The following is a 12992-nucleotide window of genomic DNA, read 5'->3' as shown; positions in this document are numbered from 1 at the left end:
CTGCTGGACCTGTGTTCAGGGACGGAATTTACGTTGCCCGCTGCTTGCGGCCGCGCGGGCGGCCGCAAGCAGCGTACGCGGGTTTGGGCGTCGGGGCGGTGTGCGCTTTCGCGAGTGCAGTGAGCGGTTTGCTAATGGCGCCGCAATCGGTTTTGGGGTGGGCGGTGATGGGTGGCGCGCGGCGACGGCCTGCTTGCGCATGCCGACCCGGACGCGCGCCACCCATCCGGCGCCGGGGTTCAAGTGGCGATTGCTGCGGCAGATGTCTGACGGTATGCCTCGGGCTTCCTCAGGTGTCAGACACCCCACGGCAAGGCGCTACGGGCTTGAAGCAGTGCATCCGGGTGTCTGACACCCATCGTGGCGGGCACGTCTTCTCGCGGGGGGTGTCAGACACCTGGCATGCAAACGTTATGCCTCGGGGGTCTGACGTTCTGCCTCAGGTGTCAGACACCCCACGGCAAGGCGCTGCAAGCTTGAAGCAATGCATCCGGGTGTCTGACACCTGGCATATCTCCCCCCAACAGCGCGCAGCGTCATCATCAACCGCAAGACGCCGCGTAAGCCCCAGGCCAGCCGCCCGCGCGGCCGGCATGGGGCGGGCATCGCAAGATACTCCACCACCACCTCACCCGCGGCAAGAACCCCAAGCACACCGCCCGCCCCCGCTGACGTCAAGTTTCCAACACCCGAGCCCGTCGCGTCGGGGGCCTGGGGTGCGCGGGGAGTCGATAAGCCCGAGGGAATCTGAAGGGAAGGCCGAAGGCCTGGACGAAGATGACGAAGGGGCAGTCCGGAGCGAAGGCTCCGGACCGCAATCGTTGACCCGCGCGCCCCAGGCCCCCGACGCGACGGGCGTCTCAAGAACTCAACCATCCCAGCCAACCCAGGATTCTGCCCGCCCCCTCCCTGTACCCCTTAAACTCCCCCAAAAACCACAACGATATGGAGGAGCGACATGCGCATTCTGCTGGTCGAAGACAATCTCGACCTGGGCGATGCCGTGGAAAGCAAGCTGCGCTCGGCCGGGCACAGCGTGCAATGGGTACGCGACGGCGTGGCGGCGCTGCGGTGGGGGCTGGACGAGACCTGGGACGCGCTGGTCCTGGACATCAATCTGCCGGGCAAGGACGGCTTCACCGTCATCCGCGAACTGCGCGCCGCCGGGCTGGAGGCGCCTGTCCTGGTCATGACCGCGCGCGCCGAAATCGAAGACAAGATCGACATGCTGGACCTGGGCGCGGACGATTACCTCGTCAAGCCCTTCGACCTGCGCGAACTCGAAGCCCGGCTGCGCGCGCTGATGCGCCGCCCCGCTGGCCAGACCAGCAGCGTGACCGCCTACGGCAACCTCAGCCTGGACCTGGCCAACCGCCACGTCAGCCTGGCGGGCGTTCCGCTGGAACTGGGGCGGCGCGAGTTCCGCCTGCTGGAGATCCTGGTGGGCAGGCTGGGCCAGACCGTCGCCAAGGAACGCCTGATGAACCAGCTTTTCGACCTGGACGACGGGTCGCTCAACGCGCTGGAACTGCTGATATCGCGGCTGCGCAAGAAACTGGCGGGCGCCTCGGTCGATATCGTCACGGTGCGCGGCGTCGGCTACCAGGCCCGCAACCATGAGCATTCCTGAGAGCTTCTCCATCCGCCGCCGCGTGTTCACGCTGGGCGTGCTGCTGCTGGCCTGCGCGCTGATCGGGCTGGTGTTCTTCCTGCGCGGCTATGCGCAGCGCGCGGCCGAGCAGGCCTTCGACCGGCTGCTGGCCGCCTCCGCGCTCACCATCGCCGGTTCGGTGCAGATCGAAGACAACAACGTGACCGTGGAGCCCCCGGTGTCTTCGCTGGCCATGCTGTCCGGCGGCGAGCGCGTGTTCTACGAAGCCCGCGCCTCCAACGGCCGACTCATCACCGGCTATGGCGACCTGGCGCCCGCCCTGCCGCTGGCCCAGTCCGCCACGCCCGTATTCGCCTACCTGCGCTACCACGACGAACCGGTGCGCGTGGCCACCGTCGGGCGGCTGGTGTCCGCCAGCCAGCACGCCGGGTGGGTCACCGTGCGCGTGGCGGAGACGCTGGGCTCGCGCGCGGCCCTGGCCGACGAGATCCTGGGGCGCAGCGTGCTGCCGCTGGTCGTGGTGTCGCTGGTGGCGCTGGGCCTGCTCTGGTTCGGCGTGCAGCGCGCCTTCGCCCCGCTGGGCGCGGTCGAACGGGAACTGCGCAGCCGCGCGCCGGACGACCTGGCCCCGCTGGCGACGCCGGTGCCGCGCGAGGTGAAGCGGCTGGCCGAGGCGCTGAACGCCTTCATGCAGCGCCTGTCGGGCATCATGGATACGCTGAACACCCTGGTGGCCGACGCGGCCCACCAGGTCCGCACGCCGCTGGCGTCGCTGCGCGCACAGGCCGAGGTGGCCCTGGACGAAACCGATCCGCAGCGGCTGCATGCGCGGCTGGAACGCATCCACCAGAACGCCACGCACGCCAGCCAGTTGATCAACCAACTGCTGATGGACGCCACCATCACCCATCGCCTCGGCAAGGGCGCCCGCACGCTGGTGGGCGTGGCGGAAACCATCAACGAAACGCGGCGCCGCATCGGCCCGCTGGAGGCGCAGCGGCTGCGCATCGAAATCGCGCCCGACGTCCGCCGGGCCCGGATCGCCGGCGACCGTGTCGCCTTGCGCGAAATGCTGCGCAACCTGGTGGACAACGCCCTGCGCTACGCGCCGGACGGCCCGGTGGACATCCAGGCGACGCCGGTGGCGGGATTCCGCGTGGCGCTCACCGTGTCGGACCGCGGCCCCGGCGTCGCCGACGACGAAAAGGACACCGTGCAGCAGCGGTTCGTGCGCGGCCGGGCCGGCGACGCGCAGCCCGGCTCCGGGCTGGGGCTGGCCATCGTGCGCTCGGTGGCCACCGCCCACGGCGGTTCGCTCTGGCTGCAGGACCGGCCGGGCGGAGGCCTGACGGCGCGCATCATCCTGCCGCTGGCGCGTTCGGCGCCCTGGCGCGCGGCGGCCGCCGGCCTGGGCGCGCTCTGCATCGCCGGCCTGCTGCTGGCGGCGGCGCCCGCCGGGGTGCGCGCCGCCGACGCCGCCGAAATCGTCACCCGCTACCCGGCCCCGCAGTCCTCTTCCCGAGTCCTGACCATCGCCGGTCCCACCGACACGCCCGTGGTCGCGCCGCTGCTCCAGGGTTTCCAGTCGCAGCGGCCGGACGTGGCGGTGGTGTACCGCGAGATGGGCAGCCGCGAACTCTACGAGGCCGCCGTCGAAGGGCGGCTGAAGGACGTGGACGTGCTGATGAGCTCGGCGTCGGACCTGCAGATCCGCCTGGCCAACGACGGCTATGCGCTCAGCTACGCCTCGCCCTATGCCGCCAGGCTGCCCTCCTGGGCGATCTGGCGCCACGAGGTCTACGGCTTCACCTTCGAGCCCGCCGTCATCGTCTACAACCCCAAGCGCTTTACCGAAGCCACCGTGCCGCGCTCCCGCCAGGACCTGCTGCGCCTGCTGGAACGGGACCCGGCCAGGCTGCACGGCCGCGTCGGCACCTACGACATCTCGGCCAGCAGCGTGGGCTATCTGCTGGCCGAGCAGGACGAGCTGGTGTCGTCGAACTTCTGGGGGCTGGCCAACGCGATGGGCCAGGTGGGCGTGCGCCTGTCCGCGACCAGCGCCGAGATCCTGGACGCCGTGGAAAACGACGATATCGACATCGGCTACAACATCCTCGGCTCCTACGCCCTGTCGCGGCAGGCGGCGGGCAGCCCGATAGGCGTGGTGTTCCCGCAGGACTACGTGCTGGTGCTGGCGCGCTCGGTGCTGATCGCCCGCGCCGCCCCCAACCCGGACCTGGGCCGCGCGCTGGTGGACTGGCTGCTGTCTCCCGCCGGCCAGCAGGTGGCGTCGAGCCACGCGGCGCTGGGCTCCATCATGGAAGACACGCCCGGCCGCTGGACTTCCGAGGCGGTCCTGGCGCGGTCGCAGGGCATCGTGCAGCCGGTGGTGCTGAGCCCCGCGCTGCTGGTGGGCCTGGACCAGCGCCGGCATTCGCGCTTCGTGCAGAACTGGATCCGGCTGGTCACGGACACGCCTCAAGGGATTACCCCTAGGCCTGCCGCGCCGCCATGACAGGACGACGACAGACGCCGGCTCCTAAGATGGCCGCAGGCTGGACCCAGATCCGGCTTCTGACCATCCAATCGGAGACAACATCCATGCTTGCCAAGTCCCAACTGGCGGCCGCCTGCGCCGCCGCATTCGCCATCGCCACCGGCAGCGCCTTCGCGCAGCAAGTGCCGGCAGGTTATCCGGCCGACTACCAAAAGATCCTGGACGGCGCCAAGAAGGAAGGCAAGGTCGTCATCTACTCGACCACCGACACCAAGGCCGCCGGCCCCATCATCAAGGGCTTCGAAGCGCTGTATCCGGGCGTCAAGGTCGAATACAACGACATGAACAGCACCGAGCTCTACAACCGCTACATCAGCGAACAGGCGGCGGGCGGCGGCAGCGGCGACATCGTCTGGAGCTCGTCGATGGACTCGGCGCTGAAGCTGGCCACCGACTACGCCCTGAAGTACAAGTCGCCCGAAATCGGCAAGCTGCCGGCCTGGGCCGTCTGGAAGGATTCGGCCTACGGCACCACGTACGAGCCGGCCGTGTTCATCTACAACAAGCGCCTGATCCCGGCCAACGAAGTGCCCACCACGCACGCCGCGCTGGCCAAGCTGGTTTCCAGCCAGGCCGACAAGTTCAAGAACAAGGTCACCACCTACGACATCGAGAAGTCCGCGGTGGGCTTCATGCTGGCCGTGCAGGACAAGGCCAACGATCCCAAGTACTTCGAAACGCTCAAGGGCATCGGCGCGGGCGGCCTGATCGTGCAGTCGTCCACCGGCACCATGATGGAGCGCGTGTCCTCCGGCGAAAACCTGATCGGCTACAACATCCTGGGTTCGTACGCGGAAACGCGCGCCAAGACCGATCCGTCGCTGGGCGTGGCCTATCCCACCGACTACGCGCTGGTCCTGTCGCGCGTGGCCTTCATCAGCAAGAAGGCCAAGAACCGCAACGCCGCCAAGCTGTGGATGGACTACCTGCTGTCCCAGAAGGGCCAGGCGATCATGGCCAACCAGGCCGACCTGGCTTCCGTGCGCGACGACATCGAAGGCGACAACGACGTGGACGGCATGACCAAGAAGCTGGGCGCCTCGCTCAAGCCGATCCCGGTCGACGAAACGCTGCTGGACTACCTGGAGCAGAACAAGCGCCTGCAGTTCATCAAGGACTGGCGCGCCGCCACGGGCAAGTAACGCCCCTCGGCCCCGGGACCGCGCTGCGCGGCCCGGCCAGCCGCGCGCGCCGGCGGGGCGCGCCGCCCGCCCGGCCCCGCCGGCGCGGGCGCCCCCCGGCCTTCCGCGCCCTACGAGACAACAGGATTTCCCCATGCAGTCATTGCGCAGAAAATGGCAGTCCCTGCCGCGCGGCGTGGTGGTGCTGATCACGGCCCTGGCCATCTACGTGCCGCTGTCGTTCATCATCGTCCAGAGCTTTCTCTCCGCGCCGTTCTTTTCCCCGTCCAAGACCTTCAGCCTGGACGCGTTCCGCTTCATCTTCGCGGACCCCGATTTCTACAAGGCCCTGAAAAGCGGCTTCATCCTGGCCTTCGGCCTGGCCATCATCGCCATCCCGCTGGGCGGCATGCTGGCGTTCCTGATGATCCGCACCGACCTGCCGGGCCGCCGCTGGATCGAACCCCTGATCCTGGTGCCCGTGTTCGTGTCGCCGATGGTGCTGGGCTTCGGCTACGTGGTGGCCGCCGGCCCCGTGGGCTTTTTCTCGACCTGGGCGCAGAACATCCTGGGCTTCGTTCCCTGGAACGTCTATTCGCTGACCAGCATCGTCATCATCGCCGGCCTGACGCACGTGCCGCACGCCTACCTGTACATCTCGTCGGCGCTGCGCAGCATGGGGTCGGACGTGGAAGAAGCCGCCCGCGTGGCCGGCGCCACGCCGCTGCGCGTGATGGTGTCGGTCAGCCTGCCGATGGTGCGCCCGGCCATGCTGTACGCCACCGTGCTGCTGTTCTTCCTGGGCCTGGAAGTGTTCGGCCTGGTGCTGGTGCTGGGCGACCCGGAAGGCAACCTGGTGCTGGCCACGTACCTCTACAAGCTCACCAACAAGCTGGGCATCCCGTCCTACCACCTGATGGCCGCCGTGGCCGTGGTGCTGATCTGCATGACGATCCCGCTGGTGATGCTGCAGCGCCGCCTGATGCGCAGCGCCAACCGCTTCGTCACCGTCAAGGGCAAGGCCTCGCGCGCGCGGCCCCTGCCGCTGGGCAAGTGGCGCTGGGCGGCGGGCGCCGTGGTGGCGTTCTGGCTGCTGGTGACCATCGTGGTGCCGCTGATGGGCGTGCTGCTGCGCGCCTTCGTGTCCAACTGGGGCATGGGGGTGTCGCTGCTGGACGTCCTGTCGCTGGACGCGTTCCGGACGGTGTTCGCGCAGCCCAACCTGCTGCGCGCCATCGTGAACTCGGTGGCCATCGGCGTGTTCGGCGGCGCGCTGGCGGTGATGTGCTACATGTTCGTGGGCCTGGCCATGCACCGCAAGCCCGACAACGTCACCCGCTTCATGGACTACAGCGTGCTGGTGCCGCGCGCGGTGCCGGGCCTGCTGGCCGGCCTGGCGTTCCTGTGGGTCTTCCTGTTCGTGCCGATGTGGCTGGACAACGCGCTGGACGTGGACGAAAACGGCTGGCTGTCGGCCCTGCCCTTCGCCGAATGGCTGCGCGAAAACTTCATCGAATGGCTGCGCGCCATGCGCAGCACCATCTTCAGCGTGTGGCTGGCCTATACGGTGGTGTGGATGGCCTATGGCCTGCGGCTCATCTCCTCGACCCTGCTGCAGGTCGGCCCCGAGCTGGAAGAGGCCGCCCGCAGCGCGGGCGCCCGCCGCGGCCAGGTCACCCGCCACGTCACCGTGCCGCTGGCCAAATACGGCCTGATCGGTTCCTGGCTGCTGATGTTCCTGATCTTCGAGCGCGAATACTCCACCGGCGTGTACCTGCTGTCGCCGGGCACCGAGACCATCGGGTCCATGCTGGTGTCGCTGTGGGCCTCGGGCGCCATCGACATCGTGGCCGCGCTTTCCTTCATCAATATCGTTCTGGTCGTGATCGGCCTGGGCGTCGCCCTGCGATTCGGAGTCAAACTTCATGATTGAGCTTTCTGTTGAAGACCTGCACCTGGACTACGGCGACAATCCGGTGCTCAAGGGCGTGTCGATGCAACTGCGCCAGGGCGAGGTGGTCTCCTTGCTGGGCCCCTCGGGCAGCGGCAAGACCACGCTGCTGCGCGCCGTGGCCGGCCTGGAAGGCCCCAAGCGCGGCCGCATCACCATCGGCGACCGCGTGGTCTACGACGGCGCGGCCCGGCAGGAGATCCCGGCCGAAGAGCGCAACCTGGGCCTGGTGTTCCAGTCCTACGCGCTGTGGCCGCACAAGACCGTGTTCGAAAACGTGGCCTACCCGCTCAAGCTGCGCAAGACGCCCGGCGCCGAAGTGCGCGAGCGCGTGCAGGCCGTGCTGGACCAACTGGGCCTGGGCAAGCTGGGCCAGCGCCATCCGCACGCGCTGTCCGGCGGCCAGCAGCAGCGCGTGGCCATCGGCCGCGCCCTGGTGTACAGCCCGCCCGTCATCCTGCTGGACGAGCCGCTGTCCAACCTGGACGCCAAGCTGCGCGAGGAAGCCCGCGCCTTCCTGCGCGAGCTGATCATCCGCCTGGGCCTGTCGGCCTTGATGGTGACGCATGACCAGAGCGAAGCCATGGCCATTTCGGACCGCATCCTGCTGCTGAACAACGGCAAGATCGAACAGCAGGGCACGCCGCAGGAAATGTACGGCACGCCGTCCACGCTGTTCACCGCCGAGTTCATGGGCAGCAACAACCGCCTGGACGGCAAGGTGACCGAACTGCGCGACGGCCAGGCCCGCATCGAGGGCCGCGGCTGGTCGCTGTGGGGCAAGGCCAGCGCCGGCGTGGCCCAGGGCCAGGACGCCACCGCGGTCATCCGGGTGGAGCAGGTGCGCCTGGCGGACGATCCCGACGGCAACCACCTGGACATGCCGCTCCTGACCAGCATGTACCTGGGCGACCGCTGGGAATACCTGTTCCGCACGCCGGACGCCGACCCGGCCCATACCCTGGCCCTGCGCGCCTACGGGCCGGAAGGCCGCGAACCCGGCCCCTGCCGGCTGGCACTGCCGGCGGGCAAGGTCTGGGTGTTCCCCCGGACGCCGGCCTGATCCGTCCCCAAGGCGCCGGCCAGGGCTGTTGCCGGCCCGGCCGGCGCGCGCGGCGGACCTGGACTCGCTCTACAATGCGCTGGTGCAACGCCTTGCTGATACCCCCTCTCCGCTGAGCCGTTACCTCCGGTGGCTGGGCGCGCCCGCCCAGCACTACCTGCGCATCGGCATCGCGATATCGCTGTTGGTGCACGCCGGCGCCCTGGCGTGGCGCTTCGGCTCGTCCGCGCCCGCCCGCGCCCCGGTCACCAGCCTGGAGATCGTGCTGCTCAACGCCCGCAGCGAGACGCCGCCCGACACCCCCCGCGCGCAGGCCCAGAACCAGATGAGCGGCGGCGGCAACGCCGAGCACGGCCTGTCCACCACCCCATTGCCCCGCACCGGCGAATCGGCCGAGACCATCGTGCTGGAGGCCATGCGCCGCCGCCAGGTGCAGCTCGAAGCCGAACAGACCCGCCTGATGACCCAGTTGCGCTCGGCGGACAAGGCCGGCGCGGAACGCGAGGCCGTCAATCCCTGGCCGGACGGCGCCGACCCCGGCCAAGACGCCGAGGACCAGGCCAGCGTCATCCAGAGCGCCCAGGTGGCCGCGCTGGCGGCCCGGGTGCAGCAGTACAGCGCCGAGCCCCGCAAGCAGTTCGTGGCGCCGTCGGCCGAAGCCTCGCGCTACGCCGCCTACCTGGACGCCTGGCGCGCCCGGATCGAAACGGTCGGCACCCAGCACTACCCGGACGAAGCGCGCGGGCGCATCTACGGCTCGCTGCGCATCACGGTATCGGTGCGCGCCGACGGCAGCATCGCCAACGTCGAGATCGACCAGCCCTCGCCGCACGCCGTGCTGAACCAGGCCGCCCGCCGCATCGTCCAGTTGGCCGCGCCCTTCCCCCCGTTCCCGCCCGACATCGCGCGCGACACCGACGTGCTGGTCATCACCCGCACCTGGCATTTCGTCAACGACACCCTGGAAACCCAAGCCCCATGACCGAGGCGTCCCCTCTTGCCCGATATGCCGTCATCGGCAACCCCATTGCGCACAGCCGCTCGCCTCAGATCCACGCCATGTTCTCCCGGCAGACCGGCAAGCCGCTGCGCTATGACCGGCTGCTGGCCCCGGTGGACGGCTTCGCCGAGGCGGTGGCTGCCTTCGTGGCCGACGGCGGGGTCGGCCTGAACGTCACGGTGCCCTTCAAGCTGGACGCCTACGCCCTGGCCGCCGGCCGCCTGTCGTCCCGCGCCCGGCTGGCCGGCGCGGTCAACACCCTGTCCTGGCGCGATGGCGCCTGGCACGGCTGCAACACCGACGGGGTGGGCCTGGTCTCCGACCTGCTGCGCCTGGGCGTGCGCCTGGGCGGCGCGTCCGTGCTGCTGGCGGGCGCGGGCGGCGCGGCCCGCGGCGTGCTGCAACCGCTGGCCGAGGCCGGCTGCGCGCGCATCCACATCGTCAACCGCACCGCCGCCCGCGCGCAGGCGCTGGCGGGCGCCTGGCGCGACAGCGGCGTATCGCCGCAGACCGAGGTCACGGCGGGCGGCCTGGCGGATGCCGCCACGCCCGGCGGCTGGAACCTGGTGATCAACGCCACCGCCAGCGGGCTGCAGGACGCCGCCCCCGACCTGCCCGCGGGCCTGTACGCCCCCGGGGCGGCCGGCTACGACATGATGTACGGCGCCCGGCCCACCGCGTTCATGAAGCAGGCCGAGGCCGACGGCGCCGCGCTGACGGCGGACGGCCTGGGCATGCTGGTGGGCCAGGCGGCCGAGAGCTTCTTCATCTGGCACGGCCTGCGGCCCGACCCCGCGCCCGTCCTCGCCGCGCTGCGCGAGGATCTCGCGGCCGGCCGCTGAGCGGCATGGCGACGCGCAAGGGCCGTTCCTGGTTCCGGATCGTCACCGGCGCGCTGATGGCGCTGGTATGCCTCGTCCTGCTCTACCAATTCTGGCTGTTCGCCCAGGTCGTCTGGTACAACTATCGGGACCCGGGCAGCAGCGCGGTCATGCGCGAAGAGCTGTCCCGCCTGCGCGAGGGCAATCCCGCCCTGGAACTGAAGTACGAGTGGGTGCCCTACGACAAGATCAACCGCACGCTCAAGCGCGCGGTGGTGGCGTCCGAGGACTCCAACTTCACCGGGCACGACGGCGTCGAATGGGACGCCATCCGCAAGGCCTGGGAGTACAACCAGAAACAGCAGGAAGCGGGCCGCAGCAAAATGCGCGGCGGCTCCACCATCACCCAGCAACTGGCCAAGAACCTGTTCCTGTCCAGTTCCCGCAGCTACGTCCGCAAGGGGCAGGAACTCGTCCTCACCTACATGATCGAACACGTCATGAGCAAGGAGCGGATCCTGGAACTGTATCTGAACGTGGCGGAATGGGGCGTGGGCGTATTCGGCGCCGAGGCCGCCGCCAGGCACTATTTCAATACCTCCGCCGCCGGCCTGGGGGCCAGCCAGTCGGCCCGGCTGGCGGCCATGCTGCCCAACCCGCGCTTCTACGACACCCACCGCAATTCCCGCTACCTGAACTCCCGGGTCGGCGTCCTGACGCGCCGGATGCAGATGGTGGACATCCCCTGATACGGAAGCCGGGCGTCCGCGACCATCCGGGTCCGGACCCGGACGGCAGGATTTGTTAAGCTTTCACGTTTACGCGCCCCCCCTTTCCTACATGCGTACCGCACGTCGCTACCTGGCCCGCGAGATCTATCGCTCTTGCGCAGTGGTCCTTATGGCCCTGCTGGGCCTTTTCACGTTCTTCGCGCTGGTGGACGACCTGGACAACGTGGGCGACAAGTTCTCCATGATGGCCCTGCTTTACATGCAGGCGCTGGCGATCCCGACCCGCCTGTACGACCTCCTGCCCATCGGCCTGCTGATCGGCGCCATCCTGGCTCTGGCCGGGCTCGCCCAGCGCAACGAACTGGTCATCCTGCGGGTGTCGGGCGTCAGCGGCATGAAACTGCTGCGCATGCTCTGGGTCGTGACGATCCCGCTCATGATCGGCGCGGGCCTGCTGTCCGAATACGTCACGCCCTGGGCCGAAATCAAGTCCGGCGAAGCCAACCTGGTGTTCCGCGGCAAGGCCGGCGGCGACCGCCTCAAGAGCGGATACTGGTTCAAGGAACCCACCGCCAACGGCGGCACCCGCATCATCAATATCGGCGAACTCAAGGGCGACGGCCAGGTCAATGCCGTGACCCTCTACGAATTCAAGAAGGACCTGACGCTGTCGGTCCTGTCGACCGCCCCGTCCGGCGTCTTCACGCACGGCGATCTGGTGCTGAAGAACGTCTCCGAAACCCGGCTGGACGACGAAGCGGCCGAGGCCCTGGCCAATGCGCGCCCCCCGAAGAATCCGCCCGCCACGGTCGTGAAGGTGCCCGAGCGCCAGGTGGACACCACGCTCAGCGCCGAACGCCTGCTGGCCCGCGTGCTGACCCCTGAACGCATGTCCATCGTTACCCTGCTGGACTATGTGGATTATTTGCGCAACAACCAACTGCAATATGGTCGACAGGTCGTCGCCTTGTGGCGCAAACTGGCATATCCGTTCACCCTGCTGGTCATGATCACCATCGCCGCTCCCATCGGCCTGATGCAGACTCGCCGCGGCGGCGTGGGGGCCAAGGTATTCCTGGGCATCCTGCTCGGCGTGGCCTTCTTCATGCTCAACCAGTTGGCCCTGAACGTAGGCATGCTGGGCAAGTGGCCGCCCTGGCTGACCGCGCTGGGCCCGAACCTCGGCGCGGTGATCCTGGCGCTGGGCGCCATGAGCTACATGGAATACCGCCACACCATCACCCGCATCGTCCAACAACGTTGGCCTTGGAGCAAGAGTCCCGCATGAACGGCAGTATCTGGATGATCGGCGACGTGCAGGGTTGCTGCTCGCCGCTGGATCGCTTGCTGTCCCACCCCGACCTGGTCGGCGACCCCCAGTCGCGCTTCTGGTTCGCCGGGGACCTGGTCAACCGCGGCCCCGAATCGCTGGAAACCCTGCGCCGCATCATCGACCTGGGCGACCGCGCGACCTCGGTGCTCGGCAACCACGACCTGCACCTGCTGGCGGCCGCCGCCGGCGTGCGCAAGCCGTCCAAGTCGGACACGCTCGACGCGATCCTGCGGGCGCCGGACGCGGCCGACCTGATCGACTGGCTGCGGTTCCGCCCGCTCGCGCATTTCGAACAGAACCACCTGCTGGTCCACGCCGGCACGCTGGCCAAATGGGACGTCGCCAAGACGCTGGCCCTGGCCGGCGAGGTCCAGGACGCCCTGCGCGGCCCGAACTGGCAGAAGGCGCTGCAGAAGATGTACGGCAACGAGCCCGCCACCTGGAAGGAAGACCACAAGGGCGGCAAGCGGATGCGGGTCATCATCAATGCGCTGACGCGCATCCGGCTGTGCACGCCCAACGGCCACATGGAATTCGCCACCAAGGTAACGCCGGGCGCCTGGCCCCCCGGGCTGGTGCCCTGGTTCGACGTGCCCAACCGCGCGACCCAGAACGTCACCACCGTGTTCGGGCACTGGTCGACGCTGGGCCTGCTGCAGCGGCCGGACGTGATCTGCCTGGATACGGGATGCGTCTGGGGGGGATCGCTGACGGCGCTGCGCCTGCAGGACCGGAAACTGGTGCAGGTGAAGTGCTCGCAGTTCCAGAATCCGCTGTCCGAGTAAGCGCGGGGCAGGCCCCGC

Annotated in this window: 10 protein-coding genes; all 10 read left to right on the top strand. The window is 68.9% G+C overall.

What is annotated here, in order from left to right; genetic code table 11:
- The first annotated feature begins 958 nt into the window (after positions 1 to 958).
- On the top strand, positions 959 to 1630 hold the full coding sequence (locus tag WHX56_RS07965; protein ID WP_129244259.1) for a response regulator transcription factor: 672 nt from the start codon (positions 959 to 961) through the stop codon (positions 1628 to 1630).
- Complete coding sequence (locus tag WHX56_RS07960; RefSeq protein ID WP_338880941.1) at positions 1617 to 4127, top strand: extracellular solute-binding protein; 2511 nt, start codon at positions 1617 to 1619, stop codon at positions 4125 to 4127. The genes WHX56_RS07965 and WHX56_RS07960 overlap by 14 nt, the downstream gene beginning before the upstream one ends.
- A gap of 86 nt (positions 4128 to 4213) precedes the next feature.
- Positions 4214 to 5311 (top strand): ABC transporter substrate-binding protein, encoded by a 1098-nt coding sequence (locus tag WHX56_RS07955; protein WP_129244263.1) that lies wholly within the window; start codon positions 4214 to 4216, stop codon positions 5309 to 5311.
- Positions 5312 to 5444: 133 nt separating this feature from the next.
- Positions 5445 to 7223, top strand: coding sequence for an iron ABC transporter permease (locus WHX56_RS07950; protein ID WP_338880940.1), 1779 nt, complete (start codon positions 5445 to 5447; stop codon positions 7221 to 7223).
- Positions 7216 to 8304 (top strand): ABC transporter ATP-binding protein, encoded by a 1089-nt coding sequence (locus tag WHX56_RS07945; protein ID WP_129246589.1) that lies wholly within the window; start codon positions 7216 to 7218, stop codon positions 8302 to 8304. The genes WHX56_RS07950 and WHX56_RS07945 overlap by 8 nt, the downstream gene beginning before the upstream one ends.
- An 82-nt stretch (positions 8305 to 8386) precedes the next feature.
- Positions 8387 to 9286 carry a TonB family protein gene (locus WHX56_RS07940; protein ID WP_338880939.1) on the top strand — a complete coding sequence of 300 codons (900 nt, stop codon included), beginning with the start codon at positions 8387 to 8389 and terminating at the stop codon, positions 9284 to 9286.
- Positions 9283 to 10146, top strand: a complete 864-nt coding sequence (gene aroE / locus WHX56_RS07935) for a shikimate dehydrogenase (protein ID WP_338880938.1) — start codon at positions 9283 to 9285, stop codon at positions 10144 to 10146. Before WHX56_RS07940 ends, aroE begins: the two co-directional genes overlap by 4 nt.
- 5 nt (positions 10147 to 10151) lie before the next feature.
- Positions 10152 to 10874: a monofunctional biosynthetic peptidoglycan transglycosylase gene (gene mtgA, locus WHX56_RS07930; protein ID WP_338880937.1), complete on the top strand. Its 723-nt coding sequence runs from the start codon at positions 10152 to 10154 to the stop codon at positions 10872 to 10874.
- Between the two features lie 91 nt (positions 10875 to 10965).
- Positions 10966 to 12144 (top strand): LPS export ABC transporter permease LptG, encoded by a 1179-nt coding sequence (gene lptG, locus WHX56_RS07925; protein WP_129246580.1) that lies wholly within the window; start codon positions 10966 to 10968, stop codon positions 12142 to 12144.
- Positions 12141 to 12974: a symmetrical bis(5'-nucleosyl)-tetraphosphatase gene (locus WHX56_RS07920; protein WP_129246578.1), complete on the top strand. Its 834-nt coding sequence runs from the start codon at positions 12141 to 12143 to the stop codon at positions 12972 to 12974. The genes lptG and WHX56_RS07920 overlap by 4 nt, the downstream gene beginning before the upstream one ends.
- Positions 12975 to 12992 lie beyond the last annotated feature (18 nt).

The organism is Achromobacter veterisilvae (assembly GCF_037619525.1).
Classification (GTDB): domain Bacteria; phylum Pseudomonadota; class Gammaproteobacteria; order Burkholderiales; family Burkholderiaceae_B; genus Achromobacter; species Achromobacter veterisilvae.
Note: the sequence above shows the minus strand (reverse complement) of the source record. Positions and strands in the feature narration are given on the sequence as shown.

Excerpts from the sequence above, each read along its gene's own strand:
- WHX56_RS07955 (WP_129244263.1), top strand. The coding sequence starts at position 4,214 with ATGCTTGCCAAGTCCCAACTGGCGGCCGCCTGCGCCGCCGCATTCGCC.
- WHX56_RS07960 (WP_338880941.1), top strand. The coding sequence starts at position 1,617 with ATGAGCATTCCTGAGAGCTTCTCCATCCGCCGCCGCGTGTTCACGCTG.
- WHX56_RS07920 (WP_129246578.1), top strand. The coding sequence starts at position 12,141 with ATGAACGGCAGTATCTGGATGATCGGCGACGTGCAGGGTTGCTGCTCG.
- WHX56_RS07950 (WP_338880940.1), top strand. The coding sequence starts at position 5,445 with ATGCAGTCATTGCGCAGAAAATGGCAGTCCCTGCCGCGCGGCGTGGTG.
- WHX56_RS07945 (WP_129246589.1), top strand. The coding sequence starts at position 7,216 with ATGATTGAGCTTTCTGTTGAAGACCTGCACCTGGACTACGGCGACAAT.
- mtgA (WP_338880937.1), top strand. The coding sequence starts at position 10,152 with ATGGCGACGCGCAAGGGCCGTTCCTGGTTCCGGATCGTCACCGGCGCG.
- WHX56_RS07965 (WP_129244259.1), top strand. The coding sequence starts at position 959 with ATGCGCATTCTGCTGGTCGAAGACAATCTCGACCTGGGCGATGCCGTG.
- aroE (WP_338880938.1), top strand. The coding sequence starts at position 9,283 with ATGACCGAGGCGTCCCCTCTTGCCCGATATGCCGTCATCGGCAACCCC.
- lptG (WP_129246580.1), top strand. The coding sequence starts at position 10,966 with ATGCGTACCGCACGTCGCTACCTGGCCCGCGAGATCTATCGCTCTTGC.